The 18,854-nt window shown below is 51.4% G+C and carries 15 protein-coding genes; 10 read left to right on the top strand and 5 right to left on the bottom strand.

Translation table 11 applies throughout. The features are described 5' to 3' along the window. Window positions 1–5: 5 nt before the first annotated feature. The 6 genes from rpoN to yrbL all read left to right on the top strand — a co-directional run bounded on the left by rpoN (window position 6) and on the right by yrbL (window position 4,373). A complete protein-coding gene (rpoN, locus tag KXD89_RS02585; protein ID WP_000809057.1) occupies window positions 6–1,439 on the top strand; it encodes an RNA polymerase factor sigma-54 in 1,434 nt (477 codons plus the stop codon). Between the two features lie 22 nt (window positions 1,440–1,461). Next, the gene (hpf, locus tag KXD89_RS02580; RefSeq protein ID WP_001176599.1) at window positions 1,462–1,749 is read left to right on the top strand and encodes a ribosome hibernation promoting factor; all 288 of its coding nucleotides are present in this window, start codon (window positions 1,462–1,464) and stop codon (window positions 1,747–1,749) included. A 117-nt stretch (window positions 1,750–1,866) separates the two neighbouring features. Next, a complete protein-coding gene (gene ptsN / locus KXD89_RS02575) occupies window positions 1,867–2,358 on the top strand; it encodes a PTS IIA-like nitrogen regulatory protein PtsN (RefSeq protein ID WP_000183676.1) in 492 nt (163 codons plus the stop codon). A gap of 45 nt (window positions 2,359–2,403) precedes the next feature. Beyond that, window positions 2,404–3,258 (top strand): RNase adapter RapZ, encoded by an 855-nt coding sequence (gene rapZ, locus KXD89_RS02570; RefSeq protein WP_000243741.1) that lies wholly within the window; start codon window positions 2,404–2,406, stop codon window positions 3,256–3,258. After that, complete coding sequence (gene npr / locus KXD89_RS02565) at window positions 3,255–3,527, top strand: PTS phosphocarrier protein NPr (RefSeq protein WP_000216791.1); 273 nt, start codon at window positions 3,255–3,257, stop codon at window positions 3,525–3,527. Before rapZ ends, npr begins: the two co-directional genes overlap by 4 nt. Before the next feature lie 213 nt (window positions 3,528–3,740). Beyond that, complete coding sequence (gene yrbL / locus KXD89_RS02560; protein WP_000620405.1) at window positions 3,741–4,373, top strand: PhoP regulatory network protein YrbL; 633 nt, start codon at window positions 3,741–3,743, stop codon at window positions 4,371–4,373. On the opposite strand, the gene mtgA is transcribed toward yrbL, so the two are convergent. The 5 genes from mtgA to KXD89_RS02535 form a co-directional block, all read right to left on the bottom strand. Continuing rightward, on the bottom strand, window positions 4,370–5,098 hold the full coding sequence (mtgA, locus tag KXD89_RS02555; protein WP_000047091.1) for a monofunctional biosynthetic peptidoglycan transglycosylase: 729 nt from the start codon (window positions 5,096–5,098) through the stop codon (window positions 4,370–4,372). The genes yrbL and mtgA overlap by 4 nt on opposite strands. Beyond that, a complete protein-coding gene (gene elbB / locus KXD89_RS02550) occupies window positions 5,095–5,748 on the bottom strand; it encodes an isoprenoid biosynthesis glyoxalase ElbB (protein ID WP_001300411.1) in 654 nt (217 codons plus the stop codon). The genes mtgA and elbB overlap by 4 nt, the downstream gene beginning before the upstream one ends. A 119-nt stretch (window positions 5,749–5,867) precedes the next feature. Beyond that, a protein-coding gene (locus KXD89_RS02545) for an IS1-like element IS1A family transposase (RefSeq protein WP_094096600.1) occupies window positions 5,868–6,565 on the bottom strand; the annotation gives its coding sequence in 2 pieces (ribosomal slippage) (window positions 5,868–6,316 and window positions 6,316–6,565; 699 coding nt in all). Between the two features lie 188 nt (window positions 6,566–6,753). Further along, window positions 6,754–9,090 (bottom strand): aerobic respiration two-component sensor histidine kinase ArcB, encoded by a 2,337-nt coding sequence (gene arcB / locus KXD89_RS02540; protein WP_000809774.1) that lies wholly within the window; start codon window positions 9,088–9,090, stop codon window positions 6,754–6,756. A gap of 95 nt (window positions 9,091–9,185) precedes the next feature. Further along, window positions 9,186–10,115: a TIGR01212 family radical SAM protein gene (locus tag KXD89_RS02535; RefSeq protein WP_001299745.1), complete on the bottom strand. Its 930-nt coding sequence runs from the start codon at window positions 10,113–10,115 to the stop codon at window positions 9,186–9,188. 674 nt (window positions 10,116–10,789) lie between these two features. On the opposite strand from KXD89_RS02535, the gene gltB reads away from it, so the two are divergent. From gltB to KXD89_RS02515, 4 genes are all read left to right on the top strand, one after another. Then, window positions 10,790–15,250, top strand: a complete 4,461-nt coding sequence (gltB, locus tag KXD89_RS02530) for a glutamate synthase large subunit (RefSeq protein WP_001300352.1) — start codon at window positions 10,790–10,792, stop codon at window positions 15,248–15,250. A gap of 12 nt (window positions 15,251–15,262) precedes the next feature. Then, window positions 15,263–16,681 (top strand): glutamate synthase subunit GltD, encoded by a 1,419-nt coding sequence (gene gltD / locus KXD89_RS02525; RefSeq protein WP_000081674.1) that lies wholly within the window; start codon window positions 15,263–15,265, stop codon window positions 16,679–16,681. A 559-nt stretch (window positions 16,682–17,240) separates the two neighbouring features. Next, entirely contained in the window at window positions 17,241–18,005 is a 765-nt protein-coding gene (locus KXD89_RS02520) for a DUF1120 domain-containing protein (RefSeq protein WP_000465371.1), read from the top strand. A 171-nt stretch (window positions 18,006–18,176) separates the two neighbouring features. After that, window positions 18,177–18,851: a fimbria/pilus chaperone family protein gene (locus KXD89_RS02515; protein ID WP_001311157.1), complete on the top strand. Its 675-nt coding sequence runs from the start codon at window positions 18,177–18,179 to the stop codon at window positions 18,849–18,851. The last annotated feature ends 3 nt before the right edge of the window (window positions 18,852–18,854 follow it).

Raw genomic sequence — 18,854 nt, 5'->3', positions numbered from 1 at the left:
TGAACATGAAGCAAGGTTTGCAACTCAGGCTTAGCCAACAACTGGCGATGACGCCACAGCTCCAACAGGCAATTCGTCTGTTGCAGTTGTCGACGCTGGAACTTCAGCAGGAGCTACAGCAGGCGCTGGAGAGTAATCCGCTGCTTGAGCAAATCGACACTCATGAAGAAATCGACACCCGCGAAACGCAAGACAGTGAAACGCTGGACACCGCCGACGCGCTCGAACAAAAAGAGATGCCGGAAGAGCTGCCGCTCGATGCCAGTTGGGACACCATTTACACCGCTGGTACACCATCCGGCACCAGCGGTGACTACATTGACGACGAGCTGCCGGTCTACCAGGGCGAAACGACGCAGACCTTGCAGGATTACCTGATGTGGCAGGTTGAGCTGACACCGTTTTCCGACACTGACCGCGCTATTGCTACCTCTATCGTCGATGCCGTTGATGAAACCGGTTATCTGACTGTCCCGCTGGAAGATATTCTCGAAAGTATAGGCGATGAAGAGATCGACATCGACGAAGTTGAAGCCGTCCTTAAGCGGATCCAACGGTTTGATCCGGTCGGTGTGGCGGCAAAAGATCTGCGTGACTGTCTGCTGATCCAACTCTCCCAATTCGATAAGACCACGCCGTGGCTGGAAGAGGCCAGACTGATCATTAGCGATCATCTCGATCTGTTAGCCAATCACGACTTCCGCACTTTAATGCGCGTCACGCGTCTGAAAGAAGATGTGCTGAAAGAAGCCGTCAATCTGATCCAGTCGCTCGATCCGCGCCCCGGGCAGTCGATCCAGACTGGCGAACCTGAGTATGTCATTCCAGATGTGCTGGTGCGTAAGCATAACGGTCACTGGACGGTAGAACTCAACAGTGACAGCATTCCGCGTCTGCAAATCAACCAGCACTACGCCTCGATGTGCAATAACGCGCGCAACGATGGTGACAGCCAGTTTATCCGCAGCAATCTGCAGGATGCCAAATGGTTGATCAAGAGTCTGGAAAGCCGTAACGATACGCTACTGCGCGTGAGTCGCTGTATCGTTGAACAGCAGCAAGCCTTCTTTGAGCAAGGTGAAGAATATATGAAACCGATGGTACTGGCCGATATCGCCCAGGCTGTCGAAATGCATGAATCGACGATATCTCGCGTGACCACGCAAAAATACCTGCATAGTCCACGAGGCATTTTTGAACTGAAGTATTTCTTTTCCAGTCACGTCAATACCGAGGGCGGCGGCGAAGCTTCCTCCACGGCGATTCGTGCGCTGGTGAAGAAATTAATCGCGGCGGAAAACCCAGCGAAACCGTTGAGCGACAGCAAGTTAACCTCTTTGCTGTCGGAACAAGGTATCATGGTGGCACGCCGCACTGTTGCGAAGTACCGAGAGTCTTTATCCATTCCGCCGTCAAACCAGCGTAAACAACTCGTTTGACCCAACCGATAAGGAAGACACTATGCAGCTCAACATTACCGGAAATAACGTCGAGATCACCGAGGCACTGCGCGAATTTGTTACAGCCAAATTTGCCAAACTTGAGCAATATTTTGACCGAATCAACCAGGTCTATGTTGTTCTGAAAGTGGAGAAAGTCACCCACACCTCAGATGCAACACTGCATGTAAACGGTGGTGAAATTCATGCCAGCGCGGAAGGTCAGGACATGTACGCTGCCATTGATGGCTTAATTGATAAGCTGGCACGCCAGTTGACCAAACATAAAGATAAACTGAAACAACACTAATTGTCCGGGCAATTAGCATGTGCATGGCGGTCTGTTGTGCGGCACAACGGGCCATTTGTACGGTTAATGCTCCGAGCCTGTTCCACTGTTTGAGTGGGCAGGTTCTTAGGTGAAATTATGACAAATAATGATACAACTCTACAGCTTAGCAGTGTTCTTAACAGGGAATGTACGCGAAGCCGCGTCCACTGTCAGAGCAAAAAACGCGCCCTGGAAATCATCAGCGAGCTGGCGGCGAAACAACTTAGCCTGCCGCCTCAGGTGGTTTTTGAAGCTATCCTGACGCGGGAAAAAATGGGCAGTACCGGTATCGGCAATGGTATTGCCATTCCGCATGGCAAACTGGAAGAAGATACTCTGCGCGCCGTTGGCGTTTTCGTTCAGCTCGAAACGCCTATAGCTTTCGATGCCATCGACAACCAACCGGTGGACTTACTTTTTGCCCTGCTGGTGCCGGCAGACCAAACTAAAACGCACCTGCATACTCTGTCGCTGGTGGCGAAACGTCTGGCGGACAAAACCATCTGCCGCCGTTTACGCGCAGCCCAGAGCGATGAAGAGCTGTATCAAATCATTACGGATACCGAAGGTACTCCGGATGAAGCGTAGTTATTCGGTAATGTCTCTTTTAGACGTTGTGAGGAGAAACAGTACATGGTACTGATGATCGTCAGCGGACGTTCAGGTTCAGGTAAATCTGTCGCCCTGCGTGCGCTGGAAGATATGGGTTTTTACTGCGTGGATAACCTTCCCGTAGTGTTGTTACCCGATCTGGCTCGAACCCTGGCCGATCGCGAGATTTCTGCCGCCGTCAGCATTGATGTTCGTAATATGCCGGAGTCACCAGAAATATTCGAACAGGCGATGAGTAACCTGCCTGACGCTTTCTCACCGCAACTCCTGTTCCTGGATGCCGACCGTAATACCTTAATTCGTCGTTACAGTGACACGCGCCGACTGCATCCGCTTTCCAGCAAAAACCTGTCGCTGGAAAGTGCTATCGACAAAGAAAGCGATTTGCTGGAGCCTCTGCGTTCGCGAGCGGATCTGATTGTCGATACCTCAGAAATGTCCGTTCACGAGCTGGCTGAAATGCTGCGTACCCGTCTGCTGGGTAAACGTGAACGCGAACTGACCATGGTCTTTGAGTCTTTCGGCTTCAAACACGGTATCCCTATCGATGCAGATTACGTCTTTGACGTGCGCTTCTTGCCGAACCCGCACTGGGATCCGAAACTGCGTCCAATGACAGGTCTTGATAAACCTGTCGCCGCGTTCCTCGACCGCCACACAGAAGTACACAATTTTATCTACCAGACGCGAAGCTATCTTGAGCTATGGTTACCTATGCTGGAAACCAACAACCGTAGCTACTTGACGGTCGCCATTGGTTGTACCGGCGGGAAGCACCGTTCGGTGTATATTGCAGAGCAACTGGCAGACTACTTCCGCTCGCGCGGTAAAAACGTCCAGTCACGCCATCGTACGCTGGAAAAACGTAAACCATGACCGTCAAGCAAACTGTTGAAATCACAAACAAGCTGGGCATGCATGCCCGGCCTGCAATGAAGCTGTTTGAATTAATGCAGGGTTTTGACGCTGAAGTGCTCTTACGTAATGACGAAGGCACCGAGGCTGAAGCCAACAGCGTTATTGCGCTGCTGATGTTGGATTCTGCCAAAGGACGGCAGATTGAAGTTGAAGCGACCGGTCCACAGGAAGAGGAAGCACTGGCCGCCGTTATCGCCCTCTTTAATTCTGGTTTTGATGAAGATTAATCTTCATCACTTTGACATACAACTCCCTTCAAACTCCCCCCGACAATAAGAAAATCACGTACTGAAATCGTTCTCAATCAACGTCATTTGTACATTTTGTGCGCTTTTCACTTTCAGAAGAACCTTAAGAAAACCTTAAGAGGCATTGTTTAGGTTTTGTTTAAGTTAATCGACCATACTGGAGATCGTCAGAAAATATTTCCAGGAGATGGCATGATTCGCTTATCTGAACAAAGTCCCCTGGGCACCGGAAGACATCGGAAATGTTATGCGCATCCGGAAGATGCCCAACGCTGTATCAAGATTGTCTACCATCGTGGCGATGGTGGCGATAAAGAGATCCGCCGTGAGTTAAAGTACTACGCGCATCTTGGTCGCCGGTTAAAAGACTGGAGTGGAATACCGCGCTATCACGGTACCGTTGAGACGGATTGCGGAACCGGTTATGTCTACGATGTGATTGCAGATTTTGACGGCAAGCCTTCCATTACGCTGACCGAATTTGCTGAACAATGCCGTTACGAAGAAGACATTGCACAACTGCGCCAGCTACTGAAACAGCTGAAGCGTTATTTGCAGGATAACCGTATCGTGACGATGTCGCTGAAGCCGCAGAATATCCTCTGTCACCGCATCAGTGAGTCAGAGGTTATCCCGGTCGTCTGCGACAACATTGGTGAAAGCACATTGATTCCACTGGCGACCTGGTCGAAGTGGTGTTGTCTGCGTAAGCAAGAGCGGTTATGGAAACGATTTATCGCCCAACCGGCGCTGGCTATTGCCCTGCAGAAAGATCTGCAACCTCGTGAGAGCAAAACGCTGGCCCTCACTTCGCGCGAAGCTTAATCCAGCTGGTGTTGTTGCATAAACGGCTCACCGCCTAACTGATACATCTGCCGTAAAATCCACGCCTGACGGCTACGCACGTAGCCCGATGGCGAGGAGACTTTGAAACGAAGTGGATTAGGTAATACAGCTGCCAGTAATGCAGCTTCCGACCGGGTAAGTTTGCTCGCGGGTTTGTGGAAATAACGTTGTGCCGCAGCTTCGACGCCAAACACACCGTCGCCAAATTCGGCGATATTCAGGTAAACCGTCAGGATACGCTTTTTGCTCCAGACCGTTTCTATCCCCAGCGTTAATCCGGCTTCCAGCCCTTTTCGAACCCAGCTACGCCCATCCCATAAAAAGAGATTTTTGGCTGTCTGTTGAGAAATCGTTGAAGCACCGCGAATACGGTTTTCATTGCGCTCGTTGTGCGCCAGGGCTTTCTCAATGGAAGCGACATCAAAGCCCCAGTGCTCAGGAAATTTCTGATCTTCTGCGGCAATCACCGCCAGTCCCATCCACGGCGAGATTTGATCCATACTGACCCAGTCAGAATGTGCCACGTAACGAAAATTGCCATGCAGCCAGGCGCTGACCTGTCGCTCGACCATTACCGCTGAGAAGGGAACAGGCGCAACGCTAAACAACGCGATGCCCCCGCCCCAGAAAACGGCGAGGACAACCATTAACCGCAAAAGAAAACGGCGAACGAAACTAAACACCGTTAAGCGGCTTTTACTCATTCAGCCAGAACCAGCACGCGGGAAACCAGCTTATCAATGCCGCTCGCCGCTTCTGCAATGTTCTGCGCCAGCATATATGCTGGGGTGGTGACAATCTTATTGTCTTCATCAACCACGATATCATCGACAGGACACGGCACATGCTCCGCGCCCATCTCTTCCAGCACTTCTGCGGTATCGATATCAGTACCGATGGTCAAACGCAGCGGGAAATCGAAAATTTTCGGCAGCATCGCCGGGGCAATACACATAAAACCAAGCGGTTTTCCGGCCTGATGCATCGCTTGTGCCAGCGCCTTTAATTCACGGTCAACGGTGCATTCGCTACCAAGACTGGCAAAATTGCTTAAATTCTTCGCCGCGCCAAACCCCCCCGGCACAATCAACGCATCCAGTTCAGCGGCATCGGCCTGGGCCAGAGGACGGATTTCACCGCGCGTTATTCGTGCCGCTTCAATCAGCACATTGCGCGTTTCCGTCATCGCTTCGCCAGTTAAATGGTTGATAACATCAACCTGCTGCTTATCCGGTGCAAAGCAGACCGCCTGCGCACCGCTGCGTGAAATAGCTAACAACGTCAACACCGCTTCATGAATTTCAGAACCGTCATAGACGCCGCATCCGCTCAGAATTACGCCAATTTTCTTCATTGTGATCATCCTTTCGCAATTGACTGAAACACATTAATTTTTTTAATAAAAATGGTACGCATCACACATTTAACTGATTCATGTAACAAATCATTTAAGTTTTGGGTAATGACTCCAACTTATTGATAGTGTTTTATGTTCAGATAATGCCCGATGACTTTGTCATGCAGCTCCACCGATTTTGAGAACGACAGCGACTTCCGTCCCAGCCGTGCCAGGTGCTGCCTCAGATTCAGGTTATGCCGCTCAATTCGCTGCGTATATCGCTTGCTGATTACGTGCAGCTTTCCCTTCAGGCGGGATTCATACAGCGGCCAGCCATCCGTCATCCATATCACCACGTCAAAGGGTGACAGCAGGCTCATAAGACGCCCCAGCGTCGCCATAGTGCGTTCACCGAATACGTGCGCAACAACCGTCTTCCGGAGACTGTCATACGCGTAAAACAGCCAGCGCTGGCGCGATTTAGCCCCGACATAGCCCCACTGTTCGTCCATTTCCGCGCAGACGATGACGTCACTGCCCGGCTGTATGCGCGAGGTTACCGACTGCGGCCTGAGTTTTTTAAGTGACGTAAAATCGTGTTGAGGCCAACGCCCATAATGCGGGCTGTTGCCCGGCATCCAACGCCATTCATGGCCATATCAATGATTTTCTGGTGCGTACCGGGTTGAGAAGCGGTGTAAGTGAACTGCAGTTGCCATGTTTTACGGCAGTGAGAGCAGAGATAGCGCTGATGTCCGGCGGTGCTTTTGCCGTTACGCACCACCCCGTCAGTAGCTGAACAGGAGGGACAGCTGATAGAAACAGAAGCCACTGGAGCACCTCAAAAACACCATCATACACTAAATCAGTAAGTTGGCAGCATCACCAAGTTTTGCTATCTTAACTGCGTGCGGCCTGAAAAACAGTGCTGTGCCCTTGTAACTCATCATAATAATTTACGGCGCAGCCAAGATTTCCCTGGTGTTGGCGCAGTATTCGCGCACCCCGGTCTAGCCGGGGTCATTTTTTAGTGGCTTTTGCCACCCACGCTTTCAGCACTTCTACGTCGTGACGCCACTCTTCTTTCATCTCTTCAATCCATTCACCGACGTTATCTTCCCAGGCCGGAAGGTCAGGAGACTGAATTTGCTGACCCAGCTGTTGCAGATGGCGTAACCCCACTGACCCCGCCGCACCTTTAATTTTATGTCCTTCCTCAACAATGCCTTTTTTATCCTGCGCCGTCAGATTCGACTCCAGCACGCTGACATAGCCCGGCATCATCTTCTCAAACACCGCTAACCCGTCGGTGATCAGCTTCGGTCCTACAAGTTCGAGATACTGTTCCAGCATGGGAATATCGAGCAATGCTTCTGATTTACTGTTCTCTTCTGTCGTCACCGTACTCTCCTCATCATCCTGGGTATCCCAGAATTTCTTGATCATCGCGGTTAGCGCCGGAACAGAAAGCGGCTTACTCAGCACATCATCCATTCCAGCATTGAGGTACTCTTGTTTGTCTTTCAGCACGTTAGCGGTTAAGGCCACCAGCGGCGGTAAATCCTCGCGCGGATAACGTTTCGTCAGTTCACGAGAGATATCCAGCCCGGTCATATCTGGCAACTGAATATCCAGCAACACCAGGTCGTATTCGCCCGGTTTAAACATCTCCAGCGCCGCCTTGCCGGTCATGGCGACATCAACGCTGTTACCTAATTTTTCCAGCACAGAACGCGCAACAATCACGTTCAGTTCAATGTCTTCCACCAGCAGCACATTCAGCGCCGGTAAAGGCATATCGTCTTCATCAAACGCATCATCGACCTCTTCTGCTACCGACGGTGCGTGGATCGTCAACGTAAAGGTTGAACCTTTGCCCTGTTCGCTGGTAACCGTAATATCGCCGCCCATATTTTTCGCCAGACGACGAGAAACGGCCAGACCAATACCGGTGCCGGTGGCAGGTTTACCGCCATGACTGTCTTTCACCTGGTAATACATGGCGAAAATTTTATCCAGCTCATCCTGCGGAATGCCGATACCAGAGTCTTCCACTTCAAAATGCAGCATATCGCCTTCATCGTAGCGCACGCGCACGGTAACCTGGCCTTGCTGGGTGAATTTGACGGCGTTACTGATGAGGTTCCACAGGATCTGCCGTAAACGCGTCCCGTCGGTAATGACCTGATGCGGTAATGGCAGCGTCGGCTCCAGGTTAAAGCGCAATCCTTTTTGTTGCGCCTGCAATGCGGAGAGATTTTCCAGATCGGCAAGGAAGCTGGTGAAATCAACCGGTTGATTATCAAGCTGGACCTTGCGCCGTTCCATCTTATCCATGTCGATAATATCGTTAAAGATATTCCCCAGCGTGACGGCCGAAACATGGATGGTCTTGAGATATTTTTCCTGCTCGGCGGTGAGTTCGGTATCCAGCAGAATGCGGCTCAGACCGACGATACCGTTCAGCGGTGTACGCAATTCGTGACTGATGGTGGAGATAAACGTCGTTTTGTCGCGGCTGGCCCGTTCAAGCGCATCCTGATACCGCTTACGCTCGGTAATGTCGCGACCAAAGCCCATCAAACCGTGACGTTTACCCACGCGGTCGTAGTACGGCACTTTACGGATTTCAAAGCAGGCTTTGCGCCCGTCCGGGTAATCCAGCCACTGTTCATAGGTCAGTGACACATTATGACGGAACACTTTTTCATCGGTTTCAATGACTTTTGCGGCGGCTTCCGGTGAGTAAACATCAGCAGGTTTCAGGTGAACCAGTTGTTTTTCGCTTTTTCCGGTCAGCAGCTCCATCGCGCGGTTACAGCCGGAAAACTCTTTATCTTCGTTACGATAAAAAACCAGGTCGGGTGAAGCATCAAGGAAGGAACGTAAGAATGAGGATTGCTGCTCGAGCTGAATTTGTGTCTCTTCGCGCTCTTTGATTTCAATTTTCAGTTGGCCGAAGGTTTCCTGCAGTTCTGCTTCCGCTTTTTCACGAACGGCAATTTCCTGATTTAGCTGGGCAATATTATCTTTTAACTGAACGTTGAGGCTCAAATCGCGCTCGCGCATCTCCTCCAGTTTTTGCACCAGCCGTGACAGACGTTGTCGTGACTCCTCCAGTTGCTCGACGACCACCGATAGAAAGTAGACCGCCCACGGCGTAATCAGCAAACCAAAGAAGATAGAACGAATAACATCAATGCTTTCGACCTGACCATGCAGCACCATGGTTACCGCCATTTGTACCACAATGGCAAGAACGACGAGGGCCAGCGCCAGCAACATTGAGAAGCGCACCAGACCTAACTTCATCATCAGGTCAACATAATACTGCGCCAGCAGACGAATTTGCTTCATTAGGGAATTCCTTCACGACAACCTGCCCCAATAATACCCAATTCTGACAGTTACGTTATAAATTGTGTGAGAAATGCGGAATTCCCCTCAACGACCTACTCCGTTGGAGGTAGCCACGGACGTCCCAGCGCCGATCCCTGTACGCCATGTTCATTCAGATAGCGATCCAGCTCGACCATTCCCGTCCATCGATTTTCGCACCACAGCGGAGCAAGCAGCGTCGGGCGACGGGCGCTGGCGGAAATGCGGTGGTAGATCACTTCCGGTGGCGTATGGCGAATCATTTCTCCGGCAGTGAGCGTGTAATCCTCCAGTTCAATACCGTTCAAACGCCCCGCTTCCCAGGCTTTCGCCATAATGCTGCCTTTCACAATATGCAGCGGATGCAGCTTTATGCCGTCCACGCCGGTTTCAACCACTCGCTCCAGCGTTTGCAAACATTCAGCCTGCCCTTCGCCAGGCAGGCCGACAATTAAGTGGGAACACACCTTCAGCCCGCGCTGACGTGCCAGCTGGGTTGTACGCTGATAACAGGCAAAATCATGGCCGCGGTTGATGCGATGCAGTGTTTTGTCGTGGGCGGTTTGTAGCCCCAGCTCCAGCCACACTTCGTAACCCTGGTCCTTATATTCGCAAAGCAGATCCAGCACCGCATCCGGCACGCAGTCCGGGCGGGTACCCACACACAAACCGACAATATTGGCCTGGCTCACCGCCTGCTGATACATAGAACGCAGCACCTGAACTTCCGCAAAGGTGCTGGTATACGCCTGAAAGTAGGCCAGATAGCGTTTAGCGCGGTTAACTAAATTCGCCTGGTGCGCCAGTTGCTCGGCAATGGAACGATGCTGCTGCGCTTCATCGGCAAACGAGGCAACATTACAGAATGTGCAGCCACCACGCCCGATGGTACCGTCACGGTTAGGGCAGCTAAAACCGCCGTGCAGCGTCAGCTTATGCACCTTTTGCCCATAACGACGGGTGAGATCACCACCAAACATATTGACTAATTTCTGTAACTGCATAATCTGATAGACCGCGCCTTGAAAAGAGGCCAAAGCCTGCCATTTTTAGCTCAATTCGGCGATGACCTGGATCAATCGTCCCGGCCTGCTTTTATCAACTGCATAATCAATCAAAATTACCGAAATTTCATGCATAATCACATAAATCACTTTTGCTTATCTTGTGTCAGATTTTTTTATCTCCTGATGGATTTTAGGCAAAAACAGTAGCATGAAACGTCATTACCAATTAAGGCAGTATAAAATGCTGGTTTTGTCGTCAGTTCAAGGCAGGATAAGGGTTAACACACCTTTATGACAGTCAGGAATTGACTGTTTCTCTAACGACTTCCCTTTTAGCCTTAAAGATAAAATCCATTTTAATTTCAGTCATTTAATAAAGAATTTTGCGCTAAAGCACATTTCTGTACCAATAAGCTTGCCATTTGACCTGTATCAGCTTTCCCGATAAGTTGGAAATCCGCTGGAAGCTTTCTGGATGAGCAGCCTGCTCATCATATTTATGCAGTAATTGAGATCCCCTCTTCACCGTATTAACCGATGCGAAAAGGACAACAAGGGGGCGAATGCGAGGCGCGCGTATGACACGCAAACCCCGTCGCCACGCTCTTTCTGTGCCCGTGCGCAGCGGTTCGGAAGTGGGGTTCCCGCAGAGCCTGGGGGAGGTTCACGATATGTTGTACGATAAATCCCTTGAGAGGGATAACTGTGGTTTCGGCCTGATCGCCCACATAGAAGGCGAACCTAGCCACAAGGTAGTGCGTACTGCAATACACGCACTGGCCCGCATGCAGCACCGTGGCGCGATTCTCGCCGATGGTAAAACCGGCGACGGTTGCGGCTTGCTGTTACAAAAACCGGATCGCTTTTTTCGCATCGTTGCGCAGGAGCGCGGCTGGCGTTTAGCAAAAAACTACGCTGTCGGGATGCTCTTCCTGAATAAAGATCCTGAACTCGCCGCTGCCGCACGCCGCATCGTTGAAGAAGAACTGCAACGCGAAACCTTGTCGATTGTGGGCTGGCGTGATGTCCCCACTAACGAAGGCGTGCTGGGTGAAATCGCCCTCTCCTCTCTGCCACGCATTGAGCAAATTTTTGTGAACGCCCCGGCAGGCTGGCGTCCACGCGATATGGAGCGCCGTCTGTTTATCGCCCGCCGCCGCATTGAAAAGCGTCTCGAAGCCGACAAAGACTTCTACGTCTGTAGCCTGTCGAATCTGGTGAACATCTATAAAGGTCTGTGTATGCCGACGGATCTGCCGCGCTTTTATCTGGATCTTGCGGACCTGCGTCTGGAATCGGCCATTTGCCTGTTCCACCAGCGCTTCTCCACTAACACCGTACCGCGCTGGCCGCTGGCGCAACCGTTCCGCTATCTGGCGCATAACGGTGAAATCAACACCATCACCGGTAACCGCCAATGGGCGCGTGCGCGTACTTATAAATTCCAGACACCGCTTATCCCTGACCTGCACGACGCCGCACCGTTCGTCAACGAAACCGGCTCTGACTCCAGTTCGATGGATAACATGCTGGAACTGCTGCTGGCAGGCGGGATGGATATCATCCGCGCCATGCGTCTATTAGTACCACCCGCCTGGCAGAACAACCCGGATATGGACCCGGAACTGCGTGCCTTCTTTGACTTTAACTCCATGCATATGGAGCCGTGGGATGGCCCGGCGGGCATCGTGATGTCCGACGGTCGTTTTGCCGCCTGTAACCTCGACCGTAACGGTCTGCGTCCGGCGCGCTACGTCATCACCAAAGATAAGCTCATCACCTGCGCCTCTGAAGTCGGTATCTGGGATTACCAGCCTGACGAAGTGGTCGAAAAAGGCCGCGTCGGGCCAGGCGAACTGATGGTTATCGACACCCGCAGTGGGCGTATTCTGCACTCGGCAGAAACCGATGACGATCTGAAAAGCCGCCATCCATATAAAGAGTGGATGGAGAAAAACGTCCGCCGACTGGTACCGTTTGAAGATCTGCCCGATGAAGAAGTGGGTAGCCGCGAACTGGACGACGACACGCTTGCCAGCTACCAGAAACAGTTTAACTACAGCGCGGAAGAGCTGGACTCCGTAATTCGCGTACTGGGCGAAAACGGTCAGGAAGCGGTCGGTTCGATGGGCGATGATACCCCATTCGCCGTGCTCTCCAGTCAGCCGCGCATTATTTACGACTACTTCCGCCAGCAGTTTGCCCAGGTGACTAACCCGCCAATCGACCCGCTGCGTGAAGCGCATGTTATGTCGCTCGCCACCAGTATCGGTCGTGAAATGAACGTCTTTTGCGAAGCAGAGGGCCAGGCGCACCGTTTAAGCTTTAAATCGCCGATTCTGCTCTACTCCGATTTCAAACAGCTCACGACGATGAAAGAGGAGCACTACCGCGCAGATACGCTGGATATCACCTTTGACGTCACTAAAACCACGCTCGAAGCGACAGTCAAAGAGCTGTGCGACAAAGCCGAAAAAATGGTACGTAGCGGCACCGTGCTGCTGGTGCTCTCCGACCGGAATATCGCTAAAGATCGCCTGCCGGTTCCAGCCCCGATGGCGGTTGGCGCGATCCAGACCCGTCTGGTCGATCAAAGCCTGCGTTGCGATGCCAACATCATCGTCGAAACCGCCAGCGCCCGCGATCCGCACCACTTCGCCGTGTTGCTGGGCTTCGGCGCGACGGCTATTTATCCATACCTTGCCTATGAAACGCTGGGCCGCCTGGTAGACACCCATGCGATTGCCAAAGATTATCGTACCGTGATGCTCAACTACCGTAACGGCATCAACAAAGGCTTGTACAAAATCATGTCCAAAATGGGCATCTCCACCATCGCCTCTTACCGCTGCTCGAAACTGTTTGAAGCGGTCGGTCTACACGATGATGTAGTGGGCCTGTGCTTCCAGGGGGCGGTCAGCCGCATTGGTGGAGCAAGCTTTGAAGACTTCCAGCAGGATCTGCTGAATCTGTCGAAACGTGCCTGGCTGGCGCGTAAGCCCATCAGCCAGGGCGGTCTGCTGAAATACGTCCACGGCGGCGAATACCACGCCTACAACCCGGACGTGGTGCGCACGCTGCAACAAGCGGTACAAAGCGGCGAGTACAGCGACTATCAGGAATACGCGAAGCTGGTTAATGAGCGTCCGGCAACCACGCTGCGCGATCTGCTGGCAATTACGCCGGGTGAAAACGCGGTCAACATTGCTGATGTTGAACCGGCAAGCGAACTGTTTAAACGCTTTGATACCGCCGCGATGTCTATCGGCGCGTTAAGCCCGGAAGCCCACGAGGCGCTGGCGGAAGCGATGAACAGCATCGGCGGTAATTCGAACTCCGGTGAAGGCGGCGAAGACCCGGCGCGCTACGGCACCAACAAAGTGTCGCGCATCAAGCAGGTGGCTTCCGGTCGCTTTGGGGTTACTCCGGCGTATCTGGTCAATGCCGACGTCATTCAGATTAAAGTCGCCCAGGGCGCGAAGCCAGGCGAAGGCGGTCAGTTGCCGGGTGATAAAGTCACGCCTTACATCGCCAAACTGCGCTATTCGGTGCCCGGAGTGACGCTGATCTCCCCGCCGCCGCACCACGATATCTACTCTATCGAGGACTTAGCGCAGCTCATTTTCGACCTCAAGCAGGTTAACCCGAAAGCGATGATCTCCGTGAAGCTGGTTTCCGAACCGGGAGTAGGCACCATCGCGACTGGCGTGGCAAAAGCTTATGCGGACTTGATCACCATCGCAGGCTATGACGGCGGCACCGGCGCAAGTCCGCTTTCATCGGTGAAATACGCAGGCTGTCCGTGGGAGCTGGGGCTTGTTGAAACCCAGCAGGCGCTGGTTGCTAACGGCTTGCGTCACAAGATCCGTTTGCAGGTCGATGGCGGCCTGAAAACGGGTGTCGATATCATCAAGGCGGCGATTCTCGGCGCAGAAAGCTTCGGCTTCGGCACTGGCCCGATGGTGGCGCTCGGCTGTAAATATCTACGTATTTGCCATCTGAACAACTGCGCAACGGGTGTAGCAACTCAGGATGACAAACTGCGTAAGAACCACTATCACGGCCTGCCATTCAAGGTGACGAATTACTTTGAGTTTATCGCCCGTGAAACCCGCGAGCTGATGGCACAGCTTGGCGTAACACGTCTGGTGGATCTGATTGGTCGCACCGACCTGCTGAAAGAGCTGGACGGTTTCACCGCCAAACAGCAGAAGCTGGCGCTGTCGAAGCTGCTGGAGACTGCCGAACCGCATCCAGGTAAGGCACTCTACTGCACCGAAAACAACCCGCCGTTTGATAACGGCCTGCTGAACGCGCAGTTGCTGCAACAGGCGAAACCGTTTGTCGATGAGCGCCAGAGCAAAACCTTCTGGTTCGATATTCGCAACACCGACCGTTCTGTCGGCGCGTCGCTTTCAGGCTATATCGCCCAGACGCACGGCGATCAGGGGCTGGCAGCCGATCCTATCAAAGCGTACTTCAACGGCACCGCAGGCCAGAGCTTCGGCGTGTGGAACGCGGGCGGCGTGGAACTGTACCTGACCGGTGATGCCAACGACTATGTCGGTAAAGGCATGGCGGGCGGCTTAATCGCCATTCGTCCTCCGGTTGGTTCCGCCTTCCGCAGCCATGAAGCAAGCATTATCGGCAACACCTGCCTGTATGGCGCGACCGGTGGTCGTCTGTATGCCGCAGGCCGCGCGGGTGAACGTTTCGGCGTGCGTAACTCCGGTGCTATCACCGTGGTAGAAGGCATTGGCGACAACGGTTGTGAATATATGACGGGTGGTATCGTCTGCATTCTGGGTAAAACCGGCGTTAACTTCGGTGCGGGCATGACCGGCGGTTTCGCTTACGTTCTCGATGAAAGCGGCGATTTCCGCAAACGCGTTAACCCGGAACTGGTCGAGGTCTTAAGCGTTGACGCTCTGGCGATCCATGAAGAGCATCTGCGTGGTCTTATCACCGAGCATGTGCAGCATACCGGCTCTCAGCGCGGTGAAGAGATTCTGGCGAACTGGTCAACCTTCGCCACTAAATTTGCGCTGGTTAAACCGAAGTCCAGTGATGTAAAAGCACTGCTGGGTCACCGTAGTCGTAGCGCAGCTGAGTTGCGCGTGCAGGCGCAGTAAGGGGTAGCAACAATGAGTCAGAATGTTTATCAATTTATCGACCTGCAGCGCGTTGATCCGCCAAAGAAACCGCTGAAGATCCGCAAAATTGAGTTTGTTGAAATTTACGAGCCGTTTTCCGAAGGCCAGGCCAAAGCGCAGGCTGACCGCTGCCTGTCGTGCGGCAACCCATACTGCGAGTGGAAATGCCCGGTACACAACTACATCCCGAACTGGCTGAAGCTCGCCAACGAGGGGCGTATTTTTGAAGCGGCGGAACTGTCGCACCAGACCAACACCCTGCCGGAAGTTTGCGGACGAGTCTGCCCGCAAGACCGTCTGTGCGAAGGTTCCTGCACTCTGAACGATGAGTTTGGCGCGGTGACCATCGGCAACATTGAGCGCTATATCAACGATAAAGCGTTCGAGATGGGCTGGCGTCCGGATATGTCTGGTGTGAAACAGACCGGTAAAAAAGTGGCGATTATCGGCGCAGGCCCGGCAGGTCTGGCGTGTGCGGATGTCCTGACGCGTAACGGCGTAAAAGCCGTTGTCTTCGACCGTCATCCAGAAATTGGCGGGCTGCTGACCTTCGGTATTCCGGCCTTCAAGCTGGAAAAAGAGGTAATGACGCGTCGCCGTGAAATCTTCACCGGCATGGGTATTGAATTCAAACTCAATACCGAAGTGGGCCGCGACGTACAGCTGGACGATCTGCTGAGTGATTACGATGCCGTGTTCCTTGGCGTCGGGACTTATCAGTCAATGCGCGGCGGGCTGGAAAACGAAGACGCCGATGGCGTGTACGCAGCGCTGCCGTTCCTCATCGCCAACACCAAACAGTTAATGGGCTTTGGTGAAACCCGCGACGAACCGTTCGTCAGCATGGAAGGCAAACGCGTGGTGGTCCTTGGCGGTGGCGACACTGCGATGGACTGCGTGCGTACGTCCGTGCGCCAGGGAGCGAAGCACGTTACCTGTGCCTATCGTCGTGATGAAGAGAACATGCCGGGTTCCCGCCGCGAAGTGAAAAACGCGCGGGAAGAAGGCGTAGAGTTCAAATTCAACGTCCAGCCGCTGGGTATTGAAGTGAACGGTAACGGCAAAGTCAGCGGCGTAAAAATGGTGCGTACCGAAATGGGCGAACCGGACGCCAAAGGCCGTCGCCGCGCGGAGATCGTTGCAGGTTCCGAACATATCGTTCCGGCAGATGCGGTGATCATGGCGTTTGGTTTCCGTCCACACAACATGGAATGGCTGGCAAAACACAGCGTCGAGCTGGATTCACAAGGCCGCATCATCGCCCCGGAAGGCAGCGACAACGCCTTCCAGACCAGCAACCCGAAAATCTTTGCTGGCGGCGATATCGTCCGTGGTTCCGATCTGGTGGTGACCGCTATTGCCGAAGGTCGTAAGGCGGCAGACGGTATTATGAACTGGCTGGAAGTTTAAGCGAGGTAACAATGAATTCGCCAGACTGTGTCTGGCGAATCAAATTACTGACGAAGTGCGCGTTGTTTTCTGGCAAATGCGGCATGAGCGTTTGACCTTTCCTATAATAGGGATAATTTTCAATAAATTGTGCTTTGTTCACCAAGTCTGATGAGTGAAGCACATCAAGCAATTTCTCATTTACAATCCGTCTCAATTACTTGTTAACACCTCTGACAATACCGATTCTGCAAGCTATTCAGTCTTTTCATTCCATGTAAATTGTCTCGATATTAATATACAAAATATGAATATAAAAAACCAATATATTATCCTTAATTATCTATATATTTTCCTATTTTTCAGCGCAAACATTCATGTAATGAATAATTATCACCACAAACCACCTCACCAGCACCTTATTATTCACATGATCGTAACTATAAAATTCATTAAATAAATACATCCCAGCAAGTTGGCTATTTCTGAACGAGTTATTTATTTACATTCACAAACAGATATATATACTGCTTCAGCTTTTTATTTTAAAAAATAAATTTGTTATTAAGGATATGTTCATATGTTTTTCAAAAAGAACCTCACAACAGCTGCTATTTGTGCAGCACTTTCTGTTGCAGCATTCAGTGCCATGGCAACAGATTCAACTGATACAGAATTAACTATCATCGGCGAGTATACCCCTGGTGCATGTACCCCAGTTGTTACGGGCGGCGGCATTGTTGACTATGGGAAACATCATAACAGTGCGCTGAATCCGACCGGTAAAAGTAATAAACTGGTTCAACTGGGCCGCAAAAACAGCACATTAAATATAACCTGCACAGCACCAACGCTAATTGCTGTAACCTCCAAGGATAACCGTCAGTCGACCATTGTAGCGTTAAACGACACATCCTATATTGAAAAAGCTTATGATACTCTCGTAGATATGAAGGGAACGAAAAACGCCTTTGGTTTAGGTTCTGCGCCTAATGGACAAAAAATTGGCGCTGCATCCATTGGTATTGACAGGTCTAATGGTGGGATTCACGCGGCGGACGATACAGGTGAAATTCCTGTCGACCTGATTCAAACTGACCACTGGTCAGCAGCGACCCCCACATGGAAAGCCTCATCTAATGGCGCATTCTGCTCGCTGACAAGTTGCTCAGCAATCGAGCGCGGTTATTCTGTTGCAAAAACAGGGGAACTGACACCTGTTGCTATTACAGCGGTCACCTTCCCGTTACTGATTGATGCTGCGGTAAATGACAATACTATTCTTGGTTCTGATGAAACGATCAAACTGGATGGTAACGTCACTATCAGCGTTCAGTATTTATAAGAACTTGTAATACAGTTTTTATTTTTACGCATTAACCAGTTAGCTATAACTCGGACAGATTATGCCCTATGACATGGTCTGTCTTAATCAATCTCATCGCAAACAGTGCATAACATATATTAACAATATGTTTCTGCGTTATTTATCATTATTACAGGAGTTTTAATTTAAATGCTCAGACACATTACATTCACTGTATTTATAACAACATCAATGAATACCTTAGCCACAGGGATGGTTCCTGAAACATCAGTATTGCTGGTTGATGAAAAGCGTGGTGAAGCTAGTATTAATATTAAGAATACAGATGATCATCCTTCATTGCTTTACACCACCATTGTTGATTTGCCTGAAAGCAATAAATCAATTCGTTTAATCCCGACTCAGCCCGTTATTCGTGTTGAAGCCGGTCAAGTACAACAGGTTCGATTTTTACTTCAGGCGACTGTTCCTCTGCAATCAGAAGAGCTGAAACGCGTAACGTTCGAAGGTATTCCACCAAAAGATGACAAGAGCAGCAGAGTTACTGTTTCAATTCGTCAGGATCTACCTGTACTGATCCACCCGGCTTCCCTGCCGGAAGAGCGAGAGACCTGGAAATTCCTGGAATGGCGTAAAAATGGCGACCAAATTGAGATTAGCAACCCCAGTAATTATGTCGTTCGTATGACCTTACAATTTAAAACGCTCCCTTCAGGAAAAACGGGGGCTATAAATAAGACCTATTTTCTACCACACACCAGTACAACTACTGCATTAACAAACGCTACGGATACAAAAGTCGAGTTTTACCCAGCCAGCCGATATGGTTATCGCGGTAATAAATATGTCACTGACTTAAAATAACTT

Source organism: Escherichia sp. TC-EC600-tetX4 (assembly GCF_019356055.1).
Classification (GTDB): Bacteria; Pseudomonadota; Gammaproteobacteria; order Enterobacterales; family Enterobacteriaceae.
Note: the sequence above shows the minus strand (reverse complement) of the source record. Positions and strands in the feature narration are given on the sequence as shown.

Coding starts and splice junctions, on each gene's coding strand:
- arcB (WP_000809774.1), bottom strand. CDS start 9,090: ATGAAGCAAATTCGTCTGCTGGCGCAGTATTATGTTGACCTGATGATG.
- elbB (WP_001300411.1), bottom strand. CDS start 5,748: ATGAAGAAAATTGGCGTAATTCTGAGCGGATGCGGCGTCTATGACGGT.
- ptsN (WP_000183676.1), top strand. CDS start 1,867: ATGACAAATAATGATACAACTCTACAGCTTAGCAGTGTTCTTAACAGG.
- gltD (WP_000081674.1), top strand. CDS start 15,263: ATGAGTCAGAATGTTTATCAATTTATCGACCTGCAGCGCGTTGATCCG.
- hpf (WP_001176599.1), top strand. CDS start 1,462: ATGCAGCTCAACATTACCGGAAATAACGTCGAGATCACCGAGGCACTG.
- rpoN (WP_000809057.1), top strand. CDS start 6: ATGAAGCAAGGTTTGCAACTCAGGCTTAGCCAACAACTGGCGATGACG.
- KXD89_RS02515 (WP_001311157.1), top strand. CDS start 18,177: ATGCTCAGACACATTACATTCACTGTATTTATAACAACATCAATGAAT.
- rapZ (WP_000243741.1), top strand. CDS start 2,404: ATGGTACTGATGATCGTCAGCGGACGTTCAGGTTCAGGTAAATCTGTC.
- npr (WP_000216791.1), top strand. CDS start 3,255: ATGACCGTCAAGCAAACTGTTGAAATCACAAACAAGCTGGGCATGCAT.
- mtgA (WP_000047091.1), bottom strand. CDS start 5,098: ATGAGTAAAAGCCGCTTAACGGTGTTTAGTTTCGTTCGCCGTTTTCTT.
- gltB (WP_001300352.1), top strand. CDS start 10,790: ATGTTGTACGATAAATCCCTTGAGAGGGATAACTGTGGTTTCGGCCTG.
- KXD89_RS02520 (WP_000465371.1), top strand. CDS start 17,241: ATGTTTTTCAAAAAGAACCTCACAACAGCTGCTATTTGTGCAGCACTT.
- yrbL (WP_000620405.1), top strand. CDS start 3,741: ATGATTCGCTTATCTGAACAAAGTCCCCTGGGCACCGGAAGACATCGG.
- KXD89_RS02535 (WP_001299745.1), bottom strand. CDS start 10,115: ATGCAGTTACAGAAATTAGTCAATATGTTTGGTGGTGATCTCACCCGT.